The sequence below is a fragment of the Streptomyces sp. TOM-9 genome (assembly GCF_056858595.1).
Window position 1 is genome coordinate 7,749,901 of the sequence record NZ_JBXEQB010000001.1, and the last position, 21,238, is coordinate 7,771,138.

The 21,238-nt window shown below is 73.1% G+C and carries 24 protein-coding genes and 5 tRNA genes; 20 read left to right on the plus strand and 9 right to left on the minus strand.

Annotated features, from left to right (window positions below; translation table 11 throughout):
• The first annotated feature begins 63 nt into the window (after positions 1 to 63).
• Positions 64 to 858, plus strand: a complete 795-nt coding sequence (locus tag AC1VWI_RS35670) for a VOC family protein (protein WP_499515145.1) — start codon at positions 64 to 66, stop codon at positions 856 to 858.
• Between the two features lie 15 nt (positions 859 to 873).
• Here the strand turns inward: AC1VWI_RS35670 and AC1VWI_RS35675 are convergent, their stop codons facing one another.
• Positions 874 to 1,785, minus strand: a complete 912-nt coding sequence (locus tag AC1VWI_RS35675) for a YceI family protein (RefSeq protein ID WP_499515146.1) — start codon at positions 1,783 to 1,785, stop codon at positions 874 to 876.
• Positions 1,786 to 1,829: 44 nt separating this feature from the next.
• Complete coding sequence (locus AC1VWI_RS35680) at positions 1,830 to 2,459, minus strand: TetR family transcriptional regulator (RefSeq protein WP_499515147.1); 630 nt, start codon at positions 2,457 to 2,459, stop codon at positions 1,830 to 1,832.
• Between the two features lie 142 nt (positions 2,460 to 2,601).
• Here AC1VWI_RS35680 and AC1VWI_RS35685 point away from each other — a divergent pair, with 142 nt between their 5' ends.
• Positions 2,602 to 2,757, plus strand: a complete 156-nt coding sequence (locus tag AC1VWI_RS35685) for a hypothetical protein (protein WP_499515148.1) — start codon at positions 2,602 to 2,604, stop codon at positions 2,755 to 2,757.
• A gap of 29 nt (positions 2,758 to 2,786) precedes the next feature.
• Positions 2,787 to 3,083, plus strand: a complete 297-nt coding sequence (locus AC1VWI_RS35690; RefSeq protein ID WP_499515149.1) for a DUF4190 domain-containing protein — start codon at positions 2,787 to 2,789, stop codon at positions 3,081 to 3,083.
• Between the two features lie 134 nt (positions 3,084 to 3,217).
• Here the strand turns inward: AC1VWI_RS35690 and AC1VWI_RS35695 are convergent, their stop codons facing one another.
• A complete protein-coding gene (locus tag AC1VWI_RS35695; protein ID WP_499515150.1) occupies positions 3,218 to 4,594 on the minus strand; it encodes a helix-turn-helix domain-containing protein in 1,377 nt (458 codons plus the stop codon).
• Between the two features lie 208 nt (positions 4,595 to 4,802).
• Between AC1VWI_RS35695 and AC1VWI_RS35700 the strand changes: the two genes are divergently transcribed.
• Complete coding sequence (locus AC1VWI_RS35700; RefSeq protein ID WP_499515151.1) at positions 4,803 to 5,429, plus strand: hypothetical protein; 627 nt, start codon at positions 4,803 to 4,805, stop codon at positions 5,427 to 5,429.
• 75 nt (positions 5,430 to 5,504) lie between these two features.
• On the opposite strand, the gene AC1VWI_RS35705 is transcribed toward AC1VWI_RS35700, so the two are convergent.
• Positions 5,505 to 7,118 (minus strand): ABC-F family ATP-binding cassette domain-containing protein, encoded by a 1,614-nt coding sequence (locus AC1VWI_RS35705; RefSeq protein ID WP_499515152.1) that lies wholly within the window; start codon positions 7,116 to 7,118, stop codon positions 5,505 to 5,507.
• Positions 7,119 to 7,388: 270 nt separating this feature from the next.
• On the opposite strand from AC1VWI_RS35705, the gene AC1VWI_RS35710 reads away from it, so the two are divergent.
• Both AC1VWI_RS35710 and AC1VWI_RS35715 read left to right on the plus strand, forming a co-directional pair.
• Positions 7,389 to 7,778, plus strand: a complete 390-nt coding sequence (locus AC1VWI_RS35710; RefSeq protein WP_499515153.1) for a hypothetical protein — start codon at positions 7,389 to 7,391, stop codon at positions 7,776 to 7,778.
• A 15-nt stretch (positions 7,779 to 7,793) separates the two neighbouring features.
• A tRNA-Met gene (locus AC1VWI_RS35715) sits at positions 7,794 to 7,867 on the plus strand.
• A 73-nt stretch (positions 7,868 to 7,940) separates the two neighbouring features.
• Here the strand turns inward: AC1VWI_RS35715 and AC1VWI_RS35720 are convergent.
• A complete protein-coding gene (locus AC1VWI_RS35720) occupies positions 7,941 to 8,210 on the minus strand; it encodes a DUF6343 family protein (RefSeq protein WP_499515154.1) in 270 nt (89 codons plus the stop codon).
• 123 nt (positions 8,211 to 8,333) lie between these two features.
• Here AC1VWI_RS35720 and AC1VWI_RS35725 point away from each other — a divergent pair, with 123 nt between their 5' ends.
• The 8 genes from AC1VWI_RS35725 to AC1VWI_RS35760 all read left to right on the plus strand — a co-directional run bounded on the left by AC1VWI_RS35725 (position 8,334) and on the right by AC1VWI_RS35760 (position 15,188).
• Positions 8,334 to 9,449 (plus strand): MFS transporter, encoded by a 1,116-nt coding sequence (locus tag AC1VWI_RS35725; protein ID WP_499516992.1) that lies wholly within the window; start codon positions 8,334 to 8,336, stop codon positions 9,447 to 9,449.
• 36 nt (positions 9,450 to 9,485) lie between these two features.
• On the plus strand, positions 9,486 to 10,010 hold the full coding sequence (locus tag AC1VWI_RS35730; protein WP_499515155.1) for a SigE family RNA polymerase sigma factor: 525 nt from the start codon (positions 9,486 to 9,488) through the stop codon (positions 10,008 to 10,010).
• Between the two features lie 63 nt (positions 10,011 to 10,073).
• The gene (locus AC1VWI_RS35735) at positions 10,074 to 11,309 is read left to right on the plus strand and encodes a hypothetical protein (RefSeq protein ID WP_499515156.1); all 1,236 of its coding nucleotides are present in this window, start codon (positions 10,074 to 10,076) and stop codon (positions 11,307 to 11,309) included.
• A 157-nt stretch (positions 11,310 to 11,466) separates the two neighbouring features.
• Positions 11,467 to 12,939 carry an FAD-binding protein gene (locus tag AC1VWI_RS35740; protein ID WP_499515157.1) on the plus strand — a complete coding sequence of 491 codons (1,473 nt, stop codon included), beginning with the start codon at positions 11,467 to 11,469 and terminating at the stop codon, positions 12,937 to 12,939.
• Between the two features lie 29 nt (positions 12,940 to 12,968).
• Positions 12,969 to 13,700, plus strand: coding sequence for a tyrosine-protein phosphatase (locus tag AC1VWI_RS35745; protein ID WP_499515158.1), 732 nt, complete (start codon positions 12,969 to 12,971; stop codon positions 13,698 to 13,700).
• 92 nt (positions 13,701 to 13,792) lie between these two features.
• Positions 13,793 to 14,269 (plus strand): SRPBCC family protein, encoded by a 477-nt coding sequence (locus AC1VWI_RS35750; RefSeq protein ID WP_499515159.1) that lies wholly within the window; start codon positions 13,793 to 13,795, stop codon positions 14,267 to 14,269.
• A complete protein-coding gene (locus AC1VWI_RS35755) occupies positions 14,266 to 14,637 on the plus strand; it encodes an ArsR/SmtB family transcription factor (RefSeq protein WP_499515160.1) in 372 nt (123 codons plus the stop codon). Before AC1VWI_RS35750 ends, AC1VWI_RS35755 begins: the two co-directional genes overlap by 4 nt.
• A 5-nt stretch (positions 14,638 to 14,642) precedes the next feature.
• On the plus strand, positions 14,643 to 15,188 hold the full coding sequence (locus tag AC1VWI_RS35760) for a hypothetical protein (RefSeq protein ID WP_499515161.1): 546 nt from the start codon (positions 14,643 to 14,645) through the stop codon (positions 15,186 to 15,188).
• 49 nt (positions 15,189 to 15,237) lie between these two features.
• Here AC1VWI_RS35760 and AC1VWI_RS35765 read toward each other — a convergent pair whose 3' ends face one another.
• Both AC1VWI_RS35765 and AC1VWI_RS35770 read right to left on the minus strand, forming a co-directional pair.
• Positions 15,238 to 15,477, minus strand: a complete 240-nt coding sequence (locus AC1VWI_RS35765) for a hypothetical protein (RefSeq protein WP_499515162.1) — start codon at positions 15,475 to 15,477, stop codon at positions 15,238 to 15,240.
• Positions 15,478 to 15,496: 19 nt separating this feature from the next.
• Positions 15,497 to 16,642, minus strand: a complete 1,146-nt coding sequence (locus AC1VWI_RS35770; RefSeq protein ID WP_499515163.1) for an inorganic phosphate transporter — start codon at positions 16,640 to 16,642, stop codon at positions 15,497 to 15,499.
• 175 nt (positions 16,643 to 16,817) lie between these two features.
• Between AC1VWI_RS35770 and AC1VWI_RS35775 the strand changes: the two genes are divergently transcribed.
• Positions 16,818 to 17,453 carry a DUF4291 domain-containing protein gene (locus AC1VWI_RS35775; protein ID WP_499515164.1) on the plus strand — a complete coding sequence of 212 codons (636 nt, stop codon included), beginning with the start codon at positions 16,818 to 16,820 and terminating at the stop codon, positions 17,451 to 17,453.
• On the opposite strand, the gene AC1VWI_RS35780 is transcribed toward AC1VWI_RS35775, so the two are convergent.
• On the minus strand, positions 17,428 to 17,805 hold the full coding sequence (locus AC1VWI_RS35780; protein ID WP_499515165.1) for an MmcQ/YjbR family DNA-binding protein: 378 nt from the start codon (positions 17,803 to 17,805) through the stop codon (positions 17,428 to 17,430). The two genes, AC1VWI_RS35775 and AC1VWI_RS35780, sit on opposite strands and share 26 nt — an antisense overlap.
• Before the next feature lie 165 nt (positions 17,806 to 17,970).
• The gene (locus AC1VWI_RS35785; protein ID WP_499515166.1) at positions 17,971 to 19,326 is read right to left on the minus strand and encodes a M14 family metallopeptidase; all 1,356 of its coding nucleotides are present in this window, start codon (positions 19,324 to 19,326) and stop codon (positions 17,971 to 17,973) included.
• A gap of 178 nt (positions 19,327 to 19,504) precedes the next feature.
• Here AC1VWI_RS35785 and AC1VWI_RS35790 point away from each other — a divergent pair.
• The 5 genes from AC1VWI_RS35790 to AC1VWI_RS35810 all read left to right on the plus strand — a co-directional run bounded on the left by AC1VWI_RS35790 (position 19,505) and on the right by AC1VWI_RS35810 (position 21,237).
• Positions 19,505 to 19,577 (plus strand) — tRNA-Gly (locus AC1VWI_RS35790).
• Positions 19,578 to 19,593: 16 nt separating this feature from the next.
• Positions 19,594 to 19,665: transfer RNA gene (locus AC1VWI_RS35795), tRNA-Glu, on the plus strand.
• A gap of 20 nt (positions 19,666 to 19,685) precedes the next feature.
• Positions 19,686 to 19,757 (plus strand) — tRNA-Trp (locus AC1VWI_RS35800).
• 14 nt (positions 19,758 to 19,771) lie between these two features.
• A tRNA-Ala gene (locus tag AC1VWI_RS35805) sits at positions 19,772 to 19,848 on the plus strand.
• Between the two features lie 27 nt (positions 19,849 to 19,875).
• Positions 19,876 to 21,237, plus strand: a complete 1,362-nt coding sequence (locus tag AC1VWI_RS35810) for an SDR family NAD(P)-dependent oxidoreductase (protein ID WP_499515167.1) — start codon at positions 19,876 to 19,878, stop codon at positions 21,235 to 21,237.
• The last annotated feature ends 1 nt before the right edge of the window (position 21,238 follow it).

Here is a 21,238-nt window from a genome sequence, read left to right on the forward strand (position 1 = left end):
TCAGTGCCCGCTGCAAGACTGGGAGCGACCAGGGCACAGCACCCCCCGTCGAAGGAGCACCCCATGCTCAGCACCAACTACGTTCCCGGCGCCCCCAACTGGCTCGACCTGGGGACCCCCGACGTCGAGGCCTCGGTGGCCTACTACCGCGAGGTCTTCGGCTGGGACTTCCTCTCGGCCGGACCGGAGGCCGGCGGCTACGGCATGTTCCGCACCGGTGACCGGACCGTCGCGGGCATCGGCCCGAACAACGAACCCGGCGTCACCACCGCGGCCTGGGAGCCGTTCTTCCAGACGGCCGACGCCGACGCCACCACCAAGTCCGTCGAACAGGCGGGCGGCGGGGTGCGGTTCTCCCCCATGGACGTCTTCGACCTCGGGCGGATGGCGGCGTACGCCGACCCGACCGGGGCCCGGTTCTGCGTGTGGCAGCCGGGCGCCAACAAGGGCCTGGACGTCGTCAACGAGCCCGGCTCCCTGTACTGGACCGAGCTCTACACCACCGACGCTCCCGCGGCGCTGGCCTTCTACCGCTCGGTCTTCGAGTGGAAGACCGAGGACTCCCAGATGCCCGGCAACGTCTACACCATGGTCTCCCCGGCGGGCGGCGGCGAGAGCGACGCCCACGGCGGCGTCATGCAGCTCGACGAGGAGATGCTGGCCGCGGGCGCCGGCGGGCACTGGCTGCCGTACTTCGCGGTGGCCGACTGCGACGCCACGCTCGCCAAGGCCGTCCAGGCCGGCTGCACGATCCGCGTCCCCGCGATGGACATGCCGCAGGTCGGGCGCTTCGGCCAGGTCGTCGACCCGCAGGGCGCGGCCTTCGCCGTCATCACACCGGTGCCCTCCGCGGGCTGAGGGCGCGCGCGGCGGCTACTCCGGTGGCGTCGGGGTGTCGTGGCTGGAGAACATGGCCTGGACGTCGAGTTCCAGCTTGATGGTCGGGCCCACCACCGCGATGCCCCGCGCCAGCATGCTCCGCCAGTTGAGGGTGTAGTCGTCGCGGTGCAGTTCGGCGGTGGCGAAGGCGGCGCAGCGCAGCTCCTCGCCGTAGCCGCCGGTCGCCATGCCCAGGTAGTCGGTGTCCAGGGTCACCGAGCGGCTGGTGCCGTGCATGCTGAGGTGGCCGTGGACGGCCCACCGGGAGCCGCCCTGGTGCACGAAACGGTCGCTCGCGAACCGGATCCAGGGATGGGCGGCCACGTCCAGGAAGTCACCGGAGCGCAGGTGGTCGTCCCGGGTCCGGTTGCCGGTGTTGATGCTCGCGGCGTCGATGGTGATCTCGACGTGGGAGTCCTCCATGCGTTCCGCGACGCGTATGCCGCCCTCGAAGCGGTCGAAACGGCCGTGCACATGGGCCATGCCGACGTGCTTGGCGATGAACCGGACGGCCGTGTGCGGCGGGTCGAAGAACCAGGTGCCCGGCGGCGGCAGTTCGAGCCCCGGCGCGGGGGCCAACCGCACCGCGCCGATGGGGGACTGGAGTCCCTCCGCGATCTCCACCGTGCCCCGGTAGGGCCGCATGCCGTCCGCGCTGATCATCACGGAGTGGTGCCCGGGCGGCAGGGTGGCGAGGAACGTCCCGTACGGGTCGCTGATCGCCCTCACCTGCGTGCGGTGGGTGCGGGCGTCGGACACGGTGACCTCGGCCCCGCCCATCGGCCGGCCCGCGGGGTCGAGCACCTGACAGCTGATCAGTCCCGCGCCCCTGGCGATCGGTGGCAACAGAGCCGGATCCGTGGTGCCGTTGGCCGTCCGATTGCGCCGAAAGAGTGCGAAAGCCATGCGACCACCCTAGATGCCGGGCCCATGCAAGTGCCAATTCACCCTCAGGCGTCCAGCCAGTGCCGACGTCCCAGGTGGATCAGGTAGAGCTCCTTGCGGGCCCGCTCCGCGATGCGTTCCTCGGCCGCGGCGTCGCCGGTTGGCGCCTCCATGAAGGCGATCGCCGTCATCAGCATGCGGTCCACGTACAACTCGGCGAGCATGCGCACGTCCTCGGCCGTCCAGCCCTGCGAGACGGGCTGCGCGCCGAGCCCCGCGGCCACTTCGTCGGCGAAGAGCGAGAGTTCGGCGGCGATGGCCTCGCGGACGGCCTGCACCCCGCCGTGCCGCTCGCGGGCGATGAAGCGGATGTGCGACCGGTGGTCGCGCACGTGCAGGGTGATGACGCGGACGGAGCGGGCGATGACCTCCTCGGCGTCGTCCTGCTCGGCCAGGATCGCCCGGATCATCGCGTGCAGACTGCCCAGCGACTCGGCGACCAGGGCCACTCCGAGATCGCCCATGTCGCGGAAGTGCCGGTAGAACCCGGCGGGCGCGACCCCCACTTCACGGGTGACCTCGCGCAGCCCCAGGCTGCTCAGACTCTGGTTCTCCAGCAGGCGCAGGCCCGCGTCGAGGAGGGCCCGCCGGGTCTGCTGCTTCTGGGCCTCACGGACCCCGAGGGTGTGACTCATGTCATCCAGTAAACAGCCGTTCGCCGAGTTGCGCGAGAGTAGAGTACCGACTCAGTGAACAACTGTTATTCCAGTTGTTCACTGAGCTGTGACGTCGTCCGCAGCCCGCAGTGCCATCCGGCAACCGAGAAAGGCACACGCCGTGACCCTCCTCGTCGTCCTGGTCGCCATGGGGATCCTCCTGGGCACCGTCTCGTACACCTCGTCCTCCGTCTTCTTCGTCGCCGCGGGCGTGGTCGGTGTCTGGCTGCTCACGTTCTACGTTCGCGAGCGCGTCGGGCACCACCGCCACCGTTGACCCCACGTCTCCCAGGGGGGAACCCACCCATGGACTCCTACGTACCCGCCCGTGAGCGCGAACTGCGCGCCATGGAAGCCCGGTCGGGCTCGGACGGTTCCGACGGCATGGCCGTCGCCTCGTTCGTGCTGGGCCTGGTCGGCCTGCTGGCCTTCAACATCGTGCTCGGCCCCTTCGCCCTGATTCTCGGTGGCGTCGCGCTCGTCCGGGGCACCCGGCGTCCGGTCCGGGCGATCCTCGGCCTGGTCCTCGGCGCGGCCGACCTGATGGTGCTGGTCGTGCTCATCACCATGAACAAGGGCCTCATCTGGCCGTTCGGCCTCTGACCGCCAGGGACGCGGCCGACGGGAAACGGGGGACCGGGTCCCCACCCTTCACGGGGGGGGGGTGGGGGCCCTTCGTCACGTCCCGGAGCGGGGGACGAGGGACGGGCACGGGGCGCCGGGGCAGGGCGCGGAGCCTAGTTGCGGGTCCAGCCCCCGGAGGACCAGTAACCGTACTCGGGGCGGCCCTTGACGCCGCTGGTGCGGAAGGGGCGGCCGCCGTCGTCGATGCGGACCGTGTCCGTCAGGCCGCCGGCGCTCCACTCCAGTTCGAGGAACCAGTCGCAGTCGCAGCGCACCGTGCGGGCGTGCACCCTGAGCACCAGCGGATCCTGTGCGGAGACCTGGTAGGGGAGGCGGACCGCGGGAAGGACGTGCTCGCTGTCGGAGCCGTCCCGCGGCCGCGGCTGCGGACGCGCGGCGTCGAGGTCCACCGCGTACTCCGCGGGGGTCAGCGCTCCACCGCAGCCGTTGTCCATCGAGTACGACGACCAGCGCAGCGGGTCGCGGCGTTCGACGACGCGGATGTGCAGGGCCTGCACCACCACCGGCGTCGACCCGCGCCCCCGGACCGTGGCCTCGACGATGGTCGTACCGCCGTGCACGGCGCCGAGGGCGCCGGCCCAGGCGCGCGCGTCCTGGGAGACCGGCGGGGGAGGGACGTCCGCGGGGGGCCGGTCGATGAGGTAGTCGTGACCGCAGCCGTTCTCCCAGACGTGCGAGCGCACGCTCCAGACCAGGGGCCGCGCGGGCACCGGGGCGTGGGAATCCGTGTTGCCGCCGGGGGAGCGAGGACCGGTGTCGGTGCCCTTCGCCGACGGCTTCGTGGACGAGGCCTGTCCGGAGGGGGAAGCGCCGGGCGAGGCCGGGACCGTGCCCGTCCCACCCGCCGAGGGCGGTGTGCCTCCCGCCCCGCCGGGGCGCGCGGAGGGCGAGGAGGCGGCGTGGGCCGGCGGACCCTCGCCGCCTGTGCCGTCGGTCATCGCCAGCGCGGCGCCGGTGAGCACGAGCGCCGCCACCGATCCGGCGACGGCGGGCCGGGACAGACGCCGGCGCCAGGAGCGCGGCCGGCGCGGCGCCGGGACGGTGCCGATCGGGTCGAGTTCGGCGGGCGCCTGCGGGGCCGCCTCGGGGCCGGGCGCAGGCGCGTTTCCGACAGGGGCGTTCCCGGCGGCGGCGACGTCGTCCCCGCTCGCCTCGGCTTCCCCGTCCCCGCTCTCGTCGCGCTCGGCCACCGCACCGCCGCCGCGGTTGCCGACCCGCCGGACCGCGTCCGCGAGCACCCATCGGCGGTGCAGCTCGACCAGTTCCTCCGGCCCCGCGCCGCACAACCGCGCCAGGCGTTCCACGACCGCGTAGTCGGCCGGTACGGCGTCGCCGTTGCAATAGCGGTGCAGGGTCGACGTGCTGACGTGGAGCCGGGTCGCCAGCTGCCCGTAGCTCAGCCCCGAACGGTCCTTCAGGTCACGTAAAGACCGGGCGAAGTGCTCGCTGCCCGCCGCCGTACCACCCATGTCCCGCGCCCCCGACGTCTTCCCGTGTCCCGGCCGCCCGTTCCAGGGCGCTCACGTCTCCCCAGGCCAGGGTACGCGCAACCGTTCCGGCGTCCCGGAACCCGCCGCTGCTGTTGCCGGGTCGTGACGGCGCCCCGCAGGCTGAGGTGCAGTGCCGCCGCCGCTCGGCGACGGTCCTCGTCCACGACCTGACCACGGGGGAAGCACCTTGAACCGCACACCCACCCGCCGCGCCGCCGTGACCGCGCTGGCCGCGGTCGCCGCCACCTCTCTCCTCGCCGCCGGCTCCGCCGAGGCCGGGGCCGCCGCGCCCACCGCAGCGCCCAGGTTCCTCGCACCGAAGGAACTGCCGCCGTACCCCCTCTCGCCCTGGTACGCCGACCGGGTCACCGCCGGCCTGCCCGAGGGCGGCACCGCCTGCGCCCTGCGCGGCCTGCCCCGCAAGGGCGTCTCGCACCGCTCGTTCTGGACCGAACTGGACACCAACGCCCAGCAGGTCACCTTCACGACCAAGAACACCAAGGCGGCGCGTGACCTGGCCGCCAAGCTCCGCGCGTCCGTGCGGGGCTGCGCCGGCCGCTTCCTGGAGCAGAACCCGGGCTCGGAGGCCGACTGGAAGGACTTCGGCGCCCTCGACGTGGAGGAGGGCGCACACGTCTACGGCGTGCACGTCGCACCCCCCGAGTCCGAGCACAACGTCCGGCTCTACGGGATCGGCCGCGACGGCCGAACCGTCACCGTCGTCGAGTGGGGCCAGATGGGGACCCTCGACCGGATCCCGCTGAAGGCCTTCAAGAAGACCACGCGGACCGCCGTGAACAAGCTGTACCGCTGACGCCGCCACGCGGCCCGCGGACACCGGCGGCGGGGCCCCGGGGGGAGCCCCGCCGCCGAAGCGGCACCACATCCGTCACAGCGGCTCGACGCGGGTGAGCCCGCCGGCGTCGAGCCGCAGCCAGCTCGTGACGCCGATGCCCCGCAGGAACGGCAGGTCGTGGCTCGCCACGACCAGTGCCCCCTCGTAGGAGGCCAGCGCCGTCGTCAACTGCCGTACGCTCGCCATGTCCAGGCTGTTCGTCGGCTCGTCGAGCAGCAGCAGCTGCGGCGAGGGCTGGGCGAGCATCAGCGCCGCGAGCGAGGCCCGGAACCGCTCCCCGCCCGACAGCGAACCGGCCGCCTGGTCGGCCCGTCCCCCACGGAACAGGAAGCGGGCCAGCGACGCGCGGATGCGGTTGCCCGTCGCCTCCGGGGCGAACCGCGCCACGTTGGCCACGACCGACAGCTCGTCGTCCAGGACGTCCAGCCGCTGCGGCAGGAAGCGCAGCGGCACGTGCACCTGCGCCTCGCCCGCCGCCGGGGGGAGTTCGCCGCTGATCGTGCGCAGCAGCGTCGTCTTCCCCGCGCCGTTCCGGCCGACCAGCGCGATCCGTTCCGGGCCACGCAGCTCCAGGTCCCCGGCCGGCGCCCCGTACGCCGTCCGCAGGGAACGCAGCGTCAGCACGTTCCGGCCGGCGGGCACCGCGGTGTGCGGCAGGTCGACGCGGATCTCGTCGTCGTCACGCACCGCCTCCACGGCCTCGTCCAGCCGCTCCTTCGCCTCCGCCAGCCGCTCGGTGTGCAGCACCCGGTGCTTGCCCGCCGACACCTGGGCGCTGCGCTTGCGCAGTTTCATGACGGCGCGCGGCTCCCGCTTGGAGTCGTACATCTTCTGCCCGTACCGCACCCGGCGGGCCAGTTTGACGTTGGCGTCGGCCAACTCCCGCTTCTGTCGCCGCACATCGGACTCCGCGACGCGCAGCATGCGCTCGGCGGCCTCCTGCTCGACGGCCAGGGCCTCCTCGTAGACGGCGATGTCGCCCCCGTACCAGCGGACCCCGCCGTCGCGCAGCTCGGCGATCCGGTCCACGTGCCGGAGCAGTTCGCGGTCGTGGGAGACGACCACCAGCACGCCGTTCCAGGCCGCGACCGCCTCGTGGAGCCGCTGCCTGGCCGCCAGGTCGAGGTTGTTGGTCGGCTCGTCGAGCAGCAGCACGTCCGGACGGCGCAGCAGCAGGGCCGCCAGCCGCAGCAGGACGCACTCGCCGCCCGACAGTTCGCCGACGACCCGGTCGAGGCCGACGTGACCCAGCCCGAGGCCGTCCAGTCCGGCGCGGGCCCGCTCCTCCACGTCCCAGTCGTCGCCGACCGCCGCGAAGTTCTCCTCGCGCACGTCGCCGGCCTCGACGGCGTGCAGCGCGGCCCGCGCGTCCGCGATGCCCAGGGCCTCGTCCACCCGCAGCGCGGTGTCCAGGACGACGTCCTGCGGCAGGTAGCCGACCTCGCCGGCGACGCGAACCGTCCCTTCGACGGGCGTCAGTTCGCCCGCGAAGAGCCGCAACAGGGTGGACTTCCCCGAGCCGTTGAGCCCGATGAGGCCGGTGCGGCCCGGGCCGACGGCGAGCTGGAAACCGTCCAGGACGGGAGTGCCGTCCGGCCAGGCGAAGGAGAGGTCGGTGCAGGTGATGGAGATCGTGGGATGTCCCATGTGTTCCTCCGGGGTGCTCGTGAATGACGACGGGTCGGCACACGGGGACACCGGAAGGCGGGCGCTGCACGCAGGCGGCTGCTCACGGCCGAGGTCGCACACGGGCCCGCGCGGACGCCGGTTCGGCGAGCCGCGGACACGGTGTCCCTGACCTCAGAAGAGCAACGGCCTTCTCCAATCGGACGGTGGCAGGCCGGAGCAGAAGCTACGCCGGTGCCGGGGCCCCGGCAACGCATTTACCGGGCGCCCGGTCCGTGGGAGTGTGACGCCGTGACCTCCCGGACCACCGCGCCCGACGGCCGCGTCGCCTCCGTCCTCCGCTTCACCACCGAGCTCGTGGCCTGGGTCGCGACCCCGTGGGCCCTGGCCGGGCACTCCTGGCCGCTCGCCGCGCTCTCGGTGGTCGTGCTCGTCGGCCTGCCGACGGTGTTCGCCACCCCCGGCGACAAGGCGCAGGTGATCGTCCCCGTCCCCGGCGCGGTGACCGTCGCGCTGGTGCTGCTGCAGCTCGGCGCGGCCGTCGTCTCCTCCTGGGCGGCCTGGCCCGCCCCGGTCGCGGTGCTGGTCGGGGTCCTCGCGGCCGCCACCGTCGTGGCCGAGATCCCCCGCTGGCGGTGGCTGACCGGGAATGGATTTGGTCCTGGCGCCGACACCCCGTAAGGTTGCGTTCAACGACGCGGGGTGGAGCAGCTCGGTAGCTCGCTGGGCTCATAACCCAGAGGTCGCAGGTTCAAATCCTGTCCCCGCTACTGAAGCCGAGGGCCCGGTGCATCAGCACCGGGCCCTCGGTCTTTGCCTGCCCGTGCGTGTCCGGCCGTGCGCTCAGCGTTTGCGGAGCGGCTCGTAGGGCGGGACGTCGCGACCCGGCTGCCAGTGCGCGCCCTGGCGGATGTGCCGGACGATCACCACCAGGTCGGTGCCGGCGGCGAGCGCCAGCAGACCGAAGAAGACGGCCCACCCGGTACGCCCCAGGTCGGCGAAGAGCACCGTTCCCGCGATCGCCCAGACCAGCCCGAAGGCCGCGAGTGCGAGCCGCATCCGCAGTGCGCTGCGAGCCCGCAGGGGCTCGTTCCCGCTCCGTCCCATGCGCATGGAAAACGCCTCCTCATCCGGTTCGTACCCGGCTACGCTCGTCCCATGACATGGCGACATTGATCCTCACCGGAGTCACCACTGGCGCGCAGGCTCTACGCCTACGCCTTCCTCGAGGACCTGATCCCGCTCTACCCGGTCTACGCGGTGCTCTTCGCGGGCGCCGGGCTGTCCGAGGCGGGGATCTCCTCGCTGTTCGCCGTGTGGTCCCTCACGGCGTTCCTGCTCGAGGTGCCCTCGGGCGTATGGGCCGACCGCTTCTCCCGGCGTGCCCTGCTCACCCTCGCGCCGCTGCTGGCCGGGGCGGGCTTCACGCTGTGGACCCTGTGGCCGTGCTACGCGTCCTTCGCCGCCGGGTTCGTCCTGTGGGGCGCCGGGTCCGCGCTGCGGTCCGGGGCGCTGCAGGCCCTGGTGCACGAGGAGCTGACCCGCGTCGGCGCGGCCCACGCGTACGCCCGCCTCACCGGCCGGGCGCAGGCCCTCGGCACCACGGCGGCCCTGGCCGCGACCGCGCTGGCGGGGCCGCTCCTCGCGGCCGGCGGCGACCGCGCGGTCGGGCTGGTCAGCGTCGCGGTGACCGTGCTGACCGCGCTGGCCGCCCTCGCGCTGCCCGAACCCCGGGCACGCGGCGCGGGTGCCGACGAGGGCGGCGGCGCGGCCTCGTACGCCGGGCTGCTGCGCGAGGCCCTCGACCACGCCCGGCACACCCCCGGCGCCGGGCGCATGGTGGCCGTCGTCTCCCTGGTGGCCGGCGCGACCGCGCTGGACGAGTACGTCCCGCTGCTCGCGCAGGCGACGGGCGTGCGGCCGTCCTTCGTCCCGCTGCTCGTGCTCCTGGTGACCGCGGGGGCCACGGCCGGCGGCTGGCTCGCCGGCCGCGGCACTCGCTGGGCCCCGCTCGCACCGGCCGTGGCCGTGGTGTGCCTGACCGCGGGCGCGGCCGGCACGCATCCGGCCGGCCTGGCACTGGTGGCCGCGGCCTTCGGCCTCCTCGACTGGGCGACGACGGCCGCCGACGCCCGCCTCCAGGACCGCATCACCGACCGCACCCGTGCGACGGTCACCTCCCTGGCGGGCCTGGGCTCCGAGGCCGGATCGCTCCTGCTCTTCGGCTGCTGGGCCCTGGGTTCCCGCTGGTCCGGGCCGGGTCCGCTGTTCGCCCTGGCGGCGCTGCCGCTGCTGCTTCCTGTGCTCCTGCTGTGGCGGTGCAACATTTTCCCACCCTCACGACGTCAGTGAGGTGAAGGCGATGCCGAAGGACGATGGGGTGGGGGCATGCACGAGGACCGTACGAAGGACTTCCTGGACTTCGCGAGGACCCGCGCCGCACATCTCTTCCGGTCGGCCTGCCTGCTCACCGGCGGTGACACCCATCTCGCCGAGGACCTCGTGCAGGAGACCCTCGGCAGGCTGTACGTCACCTGGTGGCGGGTGTCCCGGGTGGGCAACCCCGCCGGGTACGCCCAGACCGTGCTCGTCCGCACCTTCCTCAGCCACCGGCGACGGCGCAGCAGCAGCGAGTCCCCCACGGGCGAGCTCCCCGACGTGCCCGCGGGCGCCGGCGGCTCCGACAGCGACACGGCCCTGCTGCGGCTGACCCTCCTGGACGCGCTCGCCCGGCTGGCGCCGAAGGACCGCGCGGTCGTCGTCCTGCGCTACTGGGAGGACCGGAGCATCGAGGAGACCGCCGACGCGATGCGGGTCAGCTCGAGCGCCGTGCGCAGCCGGTCGGTCCGTGCCCTCGCCAGGCTCCGCGAACTGCTCGGCGACAGCCTCGCGGAACTCGTCTCCTCCCACTGACTCACCCCCCACCGGCTTCCCCTTCCCTCACGACCTCTCCTCTCCTCCGGACGGTGGTTCACCATGCCCTTCGAAGACGACCTCGGCGCCGCTCTGCGGAGCACCGGCGACAGTTTCAGTACCGACAACCGCGCCCTCGTCGCGGCCGGCCTCGCGCAGGGCCGCAGCGCCCGCCGCCGCCGCACGGCCGCCGTCGCGGGCACCGTCGCCGCCGTGGCGGCAGTGGGTGTGACGGCGGCGCTGGTCGCGCCCGGCGGTTCCGCGGGGGACACGGGCCCCTCGGCGCCGAGCGGCCCCCAGGCGACGCACGGGAGCGCCGAGGACTTCGGCGCGACACCCGAGGAGAAGAAGCTGCTCCGGCTCTTCGGAGGCCTGCTGCCCAAGGGCGGGTTTCTCAGCGGCCGCGCCGTGGGGCCGCAGGATGATCCGAGGGCCCGGCCCTCCTCGTTCGCCGAGGTGGTGTGGGACGACGGTCACGGCGCTTCGACGATCTCCGTCGGCCTGGACCTCGCCGACCAGTCGGGGCAGGACCTGACCGAGTGTCCCGACCTGGCGTTGATGAAGCAGGGCACGACGTGCCGGCGCTCCGAACTGCCCGACCGTTCGGTGCTGGTGGTCATCAAGACCTGGGAGTACCAGGACGAGCGCGAGGGCCCCGAGAACTGGCAGGCCATCCTGACCACTCCCGACGGGCGGCGCATCTGGGCCAACGAGTGGAACGCCCCGGAGGAGAAGGCGAAGGAGACCAGCAGGGACGACCCGCCGCTGGACGTCGCGCAGCTCACCGCACTTGTGCGGGCACCCCGGTGGAACAGCGTCTTCGACGCATTCCCTGCGTCGTCGGGGGCGCCCTCGGGCGCGAGCGGTTCCGTCGAGCCGAGGGGCACGGAGATCCTGAAGCGCCTCAAGGCCGTCATGCCGGCGGGCCTGAAGATCACCGCGCCGGTGGGGGAGGACGGCTACGCCCACATCACCGTGGACGACGGCCACGGGCCCACGCTCGTCGAGGTCAACGTCCAGCACTGGGCCGAGGAGGACTTCGGGGACCTGCAGTTCTCCGACCCCCAGACCCTGCCCGACGGCACCAAGGTGCAGACCACTCAAGGGGCGGGGGACAAGGGCGGGGCCGGGATCCAGCAGTGGACCGCCGACACCCTGCGGCCCGACGGGCTGCGGGTCGTCATCTCGGAACTCAACTCCGGTGGCTACCACCGGCCTCCCACGCGCACCACGCCCGCCCTCGGCATGGACGCTCTGGTGAAGGCGGCGACCGACCCCCGGTGGAAGTCGCTCGGATGATCACCCGGGCGGCCCGCCCGGCGGGCCGCCCGCCGTGGGGTCGGTTAGCGTCGCCGGTGGCCCCACGGGATTCCACGAGTCGCTGCTGACGGGGGGACAGCAGGCCTAGAATCCGGGACTGTTGCAGTGTCCACCGACCCGTTCAGGGGGAGCGCGCATGTCCCACCTCCCGTCCAGACGTGCGATGTTGCGGACGGCGGCGACGGCCGCGGGCGCCGTGGTCGTCGGATTCGACCCCGTGGGCCGCAGTTGGGCCGTGGCCGCGACGGCCGCGGACCGGGCGGACGGCACGCTGGTGGCGCTGCCCCACCTGGACGGGACGCTGTTCACCGACGACGCCTCGCTCGGCGCCGCCGCGGACGACTTCGGGCACATCGTGCACCGCAGGCCGGTCGCGGTGCTGCGTCCGGGGTCCGTCGACGACGTCGTCGCCATGGTGCGCTTCTGCAACCGGCACGGGCTGAAGGTGGCGCCGCGCGGCCAGGGCCACGGCACCTTCGGTCAGGCGCAGGTCGACGGCGGGCTGGTCATCGAGACCACGCCCCTGGCGGGGATCGGCCCGGTCGGACCGCACAGCCGTACCGTCACGGTCGGCGCCGGGGCCACGTGGAGCGAGGTCACCAGGGCCACCCTGGCGCACGGGCTCACGCCGCCCGTCTTCACCGACTACCTCGAACTCTCCGTCGGCGGCACGCTGTCCGTGGGCGGACTCGGCGGGCAGAGCCACCACCACGGCGCCCAGGTCGACAACGTCAGCGAACTGCACGTCGTCACCGGGGCGGGCGAGTCGCTGCGCTGCTCCCCGTCGCGGCACCGGGACCTGTTCGAGGCGGTGCTGGCGGGCCTGGGGCAGTGCGCCGTCATCGTGTCGGCCACGCTGCGCCTGGTGAAGGCCCCTACGACGGTCCGGCACTACCTGCTGCCGTACCACGACCTCGGCACCTTCCTCGCCGACCAGCGACTGCTGGTCACCGACGGCCGGTTCGGCTACGTCGAGGGCCAGGTCGTCCCGGACGCGAACGGCGCGTTCCGCGGCTACGTCCTGGAGGCGGTCTCGTACGACGCCTCGCCCGACGACGCCGCGCTGCTGGCGGGGCTGCACCACGACACCGCGGGCGTGCAGACCGAGGACCTCGGCTACTTCGCCTTCCTCGACCGGCTCGCGGCCTCGGTGGCGGCGCTCAAGGCCGCCGGCCTGTGGGACTTCGCCCACCCCTGGCTCAACCTGCTCATCCCCGGGGAGAAGGCCGCCGCCGTGGCCGGCGGCATCCTCGACGCGCTCACGCCGGCCGACCTGGGCCCCGGTGTCGTGCTGCTCTACCCGCTGCTGCGCGAGCGCCTGCACCGCCCCCTGCTGCGGGCCGGCCAGGACCCCGTCCCGTACCTGCTCGCCGTGCTGCGCACCACCCCGCCGCAGGACACCGCGACGGTCGACCGCCTCCTGGCCGCCAACCGGGCCGCGTACGAGGCCACCCGGGCGGCCGGCGGCACCCAGTACCCGGTCGGCTCCATCCCCTTCGGCCGCGCCGACTGGCGCGCCCACTTCGGCTCCGCGTGGCCCGCCCTGGCGGCGGCCAGGCGACGGTACGACCCCCGGGGGATCCTCGTCCCCGGTCAGGGCATCTTCTGAGCGGGCGGCCCGCCCCGTAAGGTCCCCCCATGGGGAGACACATCGCGTTCGACCGACTGCACAACTTCCGCGACCTGGGCGGCTACCGCACGGCCGGCGGCCGCACGGTCCGCTGGGGGCGGCTCTACCGTTCCGACGCGCTCTCGAAGCTCGGGGGCACGGATCTGGAGCGCTTCGCCGCCCTCGGGGTGCGCACGGTCATCGACCTGCGCTACCCGTTCGAGATCGAGGCCAAGGGGCGCGTTCCGGAGGCCACCGGGGTCGCGTACCACAACCTCAGCATCGAGCACCGGCCCGTCGACCAGACCGCGTTCGGGCCGGAGGTCGAGACGACCGCCTTCTACGCCCGGCTGCACGCGGAGGTCGCGGCCGACGGCGTCAAGGAGCTGGCGCGGGCGCTCGAGGTGATCGCCGCCGACACCAGCGGGCCGCTGGTGTTCCACTGCGCGGCGGGCAAGGACCGCACCGGGTTGCTCGCGGCGCTGGTGCTCGGGCTGCTGGGGGTGTCCGAGGAGGACATCGTCGCCGACTACGCGCTGAGCGACCTGGCCACCGCCCGCCTGCTCGCGGACTGGACGGCGGCCAACCCGGAGCGGAGCCTGCGCTGGCCCGGCTGGGGGAGGGCGCCCGCCGACGCGATGCGGATCTTCCTCGCCGGGCTGACCGCCGAGCACGGATCCGTCGAGGGCTACGCCCGCGCGCGGCTCGGCACGGACGACGCCCTGCTCAGCGCCCTGCGGGAGGTGCTGCTCACCGACTGACCCCCCAACGTGCAACTCATCGGTTGCGCGATACGGCCTTACGTGCAACCCTGGAGTTGCACGTAAGGCTGTCCAGTGACGGAGGAACCATCATGAGCACCCAGACCCAGGACCGGATCGAGCGGGAGATCAGCATCGCGGCGCCGGTCGAGCGCGTGTGGGACGTCCTGACCAGGCCCGAGCACATCGGCCGCTGGTTCGGCGAGGACCTGGGCGGTGGCGGCGCGCCCGCGGACGTGGACCTGCGGCCGGGCGGCACCTTCGAGATCGACCACGGCTTCGGCGTCTACCCCAGCCGCATCGTGAGCGTGGAACCGCCGCGCTACTTCTCCTACCGCTGGGCCACCGCCTTCCCCGGCACGCAGGCCACGGAGGACAACTCCACCCTCGTCGAGTTCACCCTCACCGCCGACGGGGACGGCACCCGTCTGCGGGTCGTCGAGAGCGGCTTCGCGGCCCTCGACATCCCCGAGGACCGCATCCCGTACGCCGGGTACGAGAGCCATGCGCAGGGCTGGGTGGACGTCACGGCCGGACTCGCCGCGTACGTGGAGAAGCTGCCCGCATGACGCAGACCCGTACCGAGGGCGAGGAGGGTACCGAGGGCGAGGAGGACGTCTTCGCCGCGCTGGCCGACCCGATGCGGCGTCGCATCCTGGACGCCATCGCCGAGCACGGTGACACCACTGCCACCGTGCTCGCGGCCGAACTCCCCGTGTCCCGTCAGGCGATCGTCAAGCACCTCACCGTGCTGGACCACGCGGGACTGGTCGCCGGGAGGCGCACGGGCCGCGAGATGCGCTACGCCGTACGGCCCGAGCGGCTCGTGGCGGCGGCGCGGTGGATGGACCGCGTCGCCGCCCGCTGGGACGCCCGGCTGTCGGCCATCAAACGCCTTGCGGAGGAACCCACTTCGCGGGACCCCGGTGTAACCTGAACGCCGTGAACGGGGAGAGGCCGCCGGACAAGTTCTCCGGCCGCATAGGCGACGGTCAGATCAACTGGCAGGTGGGCCTGCTGCTCGTCGTCGTGAACGTGGTGCTGCTCGCGCTGGGCGTGGCCTCCACCTTCTGGTTCTTCGGGCAGGACATCGGCATCGCGGGTCTGTCCGTGGCGCTGCCCGCCATGAGCCTGTGCACCTTCCTGGTGCTCTTCACCGACTCCCGCGACGTGCGCACCGCCGTGATGTCCGCCTTCACGGTCCTCTACTTCGGTTTCGTCGCGGCCTCGTTCAACGACGAGGTCGCACGGGCGATGGCGGACACCTCCGGCTTCCTCGACGACGTGTACGGCAGCTTCAACACCTTCATGATCGTGATGGTGGGCTTCTACTTCGGCGGCAAGACCGCGGAGAAGGTCGTCGAGAAGAAGCACGCCGGCGGGCAGGCCCCCACCGCCGCCCCGCCTGCGGACCCCGTCGGGGACGAGCGCGGCACCGTCACGCCGCTGCCCGCGCCCGCCGCGGCCGCGGACGCCAACCCGGCCTGACCGGCCCGGACGCCACAGCCGGTCCCCGCCGCACCTCGGCGTGGGCGCGTCAGCCGGGGACGATCAGGTCGATGCCGTAGGCCGCCACCGCCAGGCACGCCGCGAAGCACAGGGCCGCCACGGCCAGGGCCGTCTTCTCCTGGGCGTCGCGCGACTGCCCGTCGCGCGGGCTGCCGCCGCCGGCGCGGCCCCATGCGGCGATGCCCAGCGAGAACATCACCACGACGGCGATCGTGATGCCGAGGCTGGCCCCGAACACGCTGCCGAGGTTGCCCCACTGGATGTCCATGCGGATCCGCTCCTCACCGCTACCCGGCCGAGTGGCCGGCGGGGCTCGGCGCCGGCGCACCGGGCCGCGTGTCGTTGACGTTCTCCGCGTTCACCGGGCGACGGCGCGACAGGAGGTAGAAGCCCGCGGCGGCGGTGACGGCCACACCCGCCACGAGCGCCACGCCCAGGTCGCCGTGGCCGGCGACCCAGGCCGCGACCCCGCCCACCGCTGCCGCCGCGGGGAGCGTCAGCACCCAGGACACGGCGATCCGCCCGGCGACCCCCCAGCGCACCTGGGCCAGTTTGCGGCCCAGCCCGGCGCCCAGGATGCTGCCGGTGCAGACCTGGGTGGTGGACAGCGCGAAGCCCAGGTGCGAGGACGCGAGGATCACGGAGGTCGCGCTCGTCTCGGCGGCGAAGCCCTGCGGGGACTCGATGTCGGTCAGCCCCTTGCCCATCGTGCGGATGATCCGCCAGCCCCCCACGTACGTGCCGAGCGCGATCGCCAGCCCGGCGCTCAGCACCACCCACCACGGCGGACCGGAACCGGGCGCCAGCAGTCCCCCCGAGATGAGCGTCAGCGTGATGACCCCCATCGTCTTCTGCGCGTCGTTGGTGCCGTGGGCGAGCGCCACGAGCGAGGCGGAGCCGATCTGGCCGGCCCGGAAGCCGCGCTTCACCTCGTTGCCACGGGTCCGTCTGGTGATCACGTAGGCCAGGTACGTCGCCAGCATCGCCACCACGCAGGCCACGACGGGTGAGGCGACGGCGGGGACCACGATCTTCTCCAGGACCTCGCCGGCGTTGACCGCGGACGCGCCCGCGCCCACCCAGACCGCACCGATCAGCCCGCCGAACAGCGCGTGCGAGGAACTGGAGGGCAGGCCGAGCAGCCAGGTGACGAGGTTCCACAGGATGGCGCCCACCAGCCCGGCGAAGATCATCACGGCGGACACCTTGGCGTCGTCGACGATGCCGTTGGAGATGGTCTTGGCGACCTCCGTGGACAGGAACGCCCCCAGCAGGTTCAGCACACCGGCCACCGCCACCGCCACCCGGGGCGTGAGCGCGCCCGTGGCGATCGACGTCGCCATGGAGTTGGCCGTGTCGTGGAACCCGTTGGTGAAGTCGAAGGCGAGCGCCGTGACGATGACGATGACGATGAGAAAGGAGACAGTGCCCACCGCATACCTCCCACCCGGGTGCGGTGCGGTTCACCGGGCCCTCCGTACCGATGGCGGCTCGGGATTCCAGGCTAGGCGAGGTGCCGGTGGTCCGCATGGCACGGACCGCCGGACGGGCACACCGCCGGAAAATGCCTGGCAGCGGGTGGCCCGCGGCGGGCACGATGCCCGCATCATGGAGAACACCGAGATGCCGTACCGTCTGATCAGGGCTGCGCACACCGAGGACGCCGTGACGGTCTATCAGGCGTACCGTCCCGAGATCGGTGACCACGCCGCGCAGCACGGCCGCTTCCCCGCGAGCTGGAGCCGCTCCCGGATGACGTGGATCAAGCCGTCGTTCCTGTGGATGATGTACCGCAGTGGCTGGGGCCGCAAGGACGGGCAGGAGAGGGTGCTCGCCCTCGACATCAGCCGCGACGGCTTCGACTCGGCGCTCCGGCAGGCCTGCCTGTCGCACTTCGACCGCTCGGTGTACCCCGACCGCGAGACCTGGGCCGGGCGCGTGCGCACCACGCAGGTCCGCGTCCAGTGGGACCCGGAGCGGGACCTCTCCCTGCGTCCGCTGCCGTACCGCTCGCTGCAGCTCGGCCTCACCGGCCGGGCGACGCGCGACTACGCCGACCACTGGATCGTCGGGATCCGGGACGTCACCGCGCTCGCCCACCGCGTCCAGGAGCTCGTGCGCTCCGGCGACCGCGAGGCCGCCGCGGCGCTGCTGCCGCAGGAGCGGCCCTATCCGGTCGACGCGGAGACCGCCGCCGTGATCGGGGCGACGACCGGGCTCAGCGGCCGTCCAGCTCCGCGATGAGCCGCTTCGGAGCGACCACGCGGTAGCTCTCCTCCACCCAGTCGCACAGCAGCTCGGCGGCCGGCGCCTCCCCGGTGAGGGGGACCGTGACCCAGCCGGCCCTGCCGAGGCCGTAGCCGGAGGGCTCGGCGCCGGGGACCGACAGGGCGTGCTCGTGGACCTGGGGGTCCTTGAGCTTGACGTTGATGCCGGGAGGATGACTGCCGTCGCCGGTGCCGAGGAAGACGAAGACCTTCTTGTTGACCTTGACGACGCTCTCGCCCCAGGGGAACTCCTCGGCCGCGCCGGGCAGCGTGAGCGCGAAGGCGCGCACCTTCTCGCGCACGGCGAGCGGGTCGTGGACGGTGGTCACGGGGCCTCCCCGGGGCGGGCGCGGACGGCGGGCGACGGGCACGCGTACGCCCCGATCGTAGGACGGGGGCGTCCCGGATCCCGGGCAGGCGGGCCCCGCGACGCGCGAGGCCCCGCGACGCGCGAGGCGTCGCGGGGCCGGGCCGCGGGGGCCGTACCGGCCCGCTCAGGAGCAGTACTGCGCCTCCTTGCCGATGGCGCGGTACATGCAGTCCGCGTTCTCCAGGAGCAGCAGAACCGCCTCGCGGTTGCGGCTGGTCTGGGCGGGGATCACCTCGTCGGGCGGGTAGAAGCCCGAGGAGCCGTTCGGGCCCGGGTACATCTCGAAGGTGTAAGCCCAGATCCCCTGGTTGCCCCAGAGCCAGTCGTCGATCGACCCGTCGGTGATGTAGAGGTCGCTGGACTGCTCGGGGGTGTAGCCGTTGGTGGCGGCCATGGTGCGGCCGAAGGTGGCGAAGGTGTTGTACTGGTCGGCCGTCATCCCGGTGGTGGTGTTCGCGGTGGTGTAGCCGAAGGGCCACAGCACGAGCTGGCTGTAGGTGTGGAAGTCGATGCCCGCCGTGATCTGCTGCCTGCCGCCGACGACCCGGTCGCGTACGAAGTCCGCGACGAGCCTGACCTCGGGTGCGGACTCGGGGGATGCGCCGCGGTAGGTCTCGCTCGACTTGGTGCCGGAGGAGCCGCCGCAGCAGCCCCACCGGTAGTTCCAGTTGCGGTTGAGGTCGGTGCCGACGGCGGAGGAGCCGGAGTTGGGCTGGCGGTTCTTGCGCCAGCTGCGGTAGGAACCGGTCGCGATGTCGTACTCGCCGCCGTCCGGGTTGAGGTCCGGGATGATCCAGATCTCGCGGGAGTCGACGATGCCCTTGATGCGGCTGTCGGTGGCGTAGGTGTCGCCGAACTGGTGCAGCAGGTAGAGCGCCATCTCGACGGTGAGGTGCTCACGGGCGTGCTGGTGGTGGGTGAAGAGCACCTCGGGCTCGGCCTCGTCGGTGCCGACGTTGTCGCTGACCTTGACGGCGACGATGTTCCGGCCGCCGTAGGAGGTGCCGATGACCTGCTGCCTCATGATGGCGGGATGCGCGGCGACCAGGGCGTTGATCTCCGCGGTCATCTCCGCGTGGTTGTGGTAACCGGAGTCGGAGCCGGGGAAGTCCAGCACCGAGGCGCCCCCGTCGGCGCCGCGGTCGCCGTCGCTCCCGGCGGGCGGACCGGGGAGCGCGGTGAGGCGGTAGCCCTCGGAGCGGAGTGCGGCCGCCTGGGCGGCGTTCGCGGTGACGACGGTGGAGTGGGTGCGGGCGGCGTCGATCGACACGCCGTGGGCGGCGAGCGTGGTGCGGGCGGCGACGGTGCCGGTGCCGGCCACCTCGTACTGTCGGACGACCTCGTCGGCGGCGGCCGCGACGGGACGGCCGCCGGCGGTGGACGGCGAGGCGTCGGCCTGGACGGCGAGCGAGGTCGCCAGGGCGCAGGCGAGCAGTGCGGCGGTGACCGTCGCCCGTCGGCCCGTTCGGGGGATGTGCATGGACGTCCTCCTGGGTGTGGGGGTAGCGCAGGAGTTCGACCCGATCGTGCGGTGGTGGCATGAGCGCGTCAAGATGCGTACGGTGCCTTCGGCTGTGAACGCCCGGAACCCTCCGGTGGATTGGCCGGTGGGCCGCCCTGAGAGGTCCTGCGTGACGCCGGTACGATCGGCGCAATGCCCGGACGTAGCGCAGAGGCAGGCGCACTGTCTTGCCAAGACGGATCACGCCGGTTCGAATCCGGCCGTCCGGGCAGTCCGTGACGCATGGGGCCCGTAGGGCAGAGGCAGACCCGCCGCCCTCTCAAGGCGGATACGCCGGTTCGAATCCGGCCGGGCCCCCGATAGGATCATCGCAATGCCCGGATGTAGCGCAGAGGCAGGCGCTCCGTCTCCACAACGGGATCACGCCGGTTCGAATCCGGCCGTCCGGGCAGTCGGAGCACACGGGTCCGTAGCGCAGAGGCAGGCGCCACCACCTTCGCAAGGCGGATCACGCCGGTTCGAATCCGGCCGGACCCACCAGGCAGTGCCGGACGTCGGGCAGGGGCAGTGGGGGACACGGGCGACATCACCGAGGCCGAACTCGCCGTCTTCGACGCGGTGGTCGGCAAGCTGCGCGCGCTGCCCGTCGATGATCCGGTACGGCTGAGGGCCGAACAGGTGGCCGCGTCCTTCGCCCGGGACGGACGGCTGCGGCGCAGGAAGACCCGGCGGGACGACCGGGCCGTGGCGGACGCCGAGGTCGTGGCGGCCACCGCGACCGGTGCGCGGGAACGCCGCGAGGACGCGCCCCTCGACGCCGCCGGAGAGGGCGGCAACGCGGGGGAGTTCGCCAGACCCCGCCGCTGCTACGTCTGCAAGTCCTTGTACCGGCAGGTGGATGCCTTCTACCACCTGCTCTGCCCCGCCTGCGCCGCGGACAACACCGCACGCCGGCGCCTGCGTACCGACCTCGGCGGCAGACGCGTGCTGCTGACCGGCGGCCGCGTCAAGATCGGCTTCCAGCTGGCTCTGATGATGCTGCGCGACGGGGCCGAACTCCTGGTCACCAGCCGCTTCCCCCGGGACACGCTGCGCCGCTTCACCGAGGCGCCCGGCAGCGAGCAGTGGCTCCACCGGCTCACGGTCGTCGCCGTGGACCTGCGCGACCCCCGTCAGGTCGTCGGCCTGTGCGAACGGCTCCGCGAGACAGGGGAGCCGCTGGACATCCTGGTCAACAACGCGGCCCAGACCGTCCGGCGGCCGCCCGAGTCGTACGCGGCCCTCACCGCGGGCGAGCGCGCGCCGCTGCCCGCCGGGCCGCGGCCGGGGGCCATGCTCACCGCTCCGGGTTTCGGCACCGCCCGGGCGCTGCCGGCGGCCGCCGGTCCCACCGCCGAACTCCTGCTGGCCGGGACCGACGAGGCCGGGCTCCTGCCCGACACCGCCCCGGAGAACTCCTGGTCGGCGGAGCTCGGCGGCCTCGACCCGGCCGAGGTGCTGGAGACCCAGCTCGTCAACTCCCTCGCCCCGGCGCTGCTCTGCGACCGCCTGCTGCCGCTGCTGCTGGCCTCCCCGCGGCCGCGCCGCTACATCGTCAACGTCACCGCGGTCGAGGGGCGCTTCACGGTGCGCAACAAGACCGCCGGCCATCCGCACACCAACATGGCCAAGGCCGCCCTCAACATGCTGACCCGCACCAGCGGACCCGCACTCGCCACGCAGGGCGTCCACATGTGCAGCGTCGACACCGGCTGGATCACCGACGAGAACCCGCTGCCGAAGAAGAGCCGGCTGGCAGACCGGGGCTTCCGCACCCCGTTGGACGTCGTGGACGGCGCGGCCCGGGTCTACGACCCGATCGTGCGCGGAGAGGCCGGGCACCCGCTCTCCGGCGTCTTCCTCAAGGACTACCAGGAAGCCGAGTGGTGAG

Coding starts and splice junctions, on each gene's coding strand:
- AC1VWI_RS35670 (WP_499515145.1), top strand. CDS start 64: ATGCTCAGCACCAACTACGTTCCCGGCGCCCCCAACTGGCTCGACCTG.
- AC1VWI_RS35675 (WP_499515146.1), bottom strand. CDS start 1,785: ATGGCTTTCGCACTCTTTCGGCGCAATCGGACGGCCAACGGCACCACG.
- AC1VWI_RS35680 (WP_499515147.1), bottom strand. CDS start 2,459: ATGAGTCACACCCTCGGGGTCCGTGAGGCCCAGAAGCAGCAGACCCGG.
- AC1VWI_RS35690 (WP_499515149.1), top strand. CDS start 2,787: ATGGACTCCTACGTACCCGCCCGTGAGCGCGAACTGCGCGCCATGGAA.
- AC1VWI_RS35695 (WP_499515150.1), bottom strand. CDS start 4,594: ATGGGTGGTACGGCGGCGGGCAGCGAGCACTTCGCCCGGTCTTTACGT.
- AC1VWI_RS35705 (WP_499515152.1), bottom strand. CDS start 7,118: ATGGGACATCCCACGATCTCCATCACCTGCACCGACCTCTCCTTCGCC.
- AC1VWI_RS35720 (WP_499515154.1), bottom strand. CDS start 8,210: ATGCGCATGGGACGGAGCGGGAACGAGCCCCTGCGGGCTCGCAGCGCA.
- AC1VWI_RS35730 (WP_499515155.1), top strand. CDS start 9,486: ATGCACGAGGACCGTACGAAGGACTTCCTGGACTTCGCGAGGACCCGC.
- AC1VWI_RS35735 (WP_499515156.1), top strand. CDS start 10,074: ATGCCCTTCGAAGACGACCTCGGCGCCGCTCTGCGGAGCACCGGCGAC.
- AC1VWI_RS35740 (WP_499515157.1), top strand. CDS start 11,467: ATGTCCCACCTCCCGTCCAGACGTGCGATGTTGCGGACGGCGGCGACG.
- AC1VWI_RS35745 (WP_499515158.1), top strand. CDS start 12,969: ATGGGGAGACACATCGCGTTCGACCGACTGCACAACTTCCGCGACCTG.
- AC1VWI_RS35750 (WP_499515159.1), top strand. CDS start 13,793: ATGAGCACCCAGACCCAGGACCGGATCGAGCGGGAGATCAGCATCGCG.
- AC1VWI_RS35755 (WP_499515160.1), top strand. CDS start 14,266: ATGACGCAGACCCGTACCGAGGGCGAGGAGGGTACCGAGGGCGAGGAG.
- AC1VWI_RS35765 (WP_499515162.1), bottom strand. CDS start 15,477: ATGGACATCCAGTGGGGCAACCTCGGCAGCGTGTTCGGGGCCAGCCTC.
- AC1VWI_RS35775 (WP_499515164.1), top strand. CDS start 16,818: ATGGAGAACACCGAGATGCCGTACCGTCTGATCAGGGCTGCGCACACC.
- AC1VWI_RS35785 (WP_499515166.1), bottom strand. CDS start 19,326: ATGCACATCCCCCGAACGGGCCGACGGGCGACGGTCACCGCCGCACTG.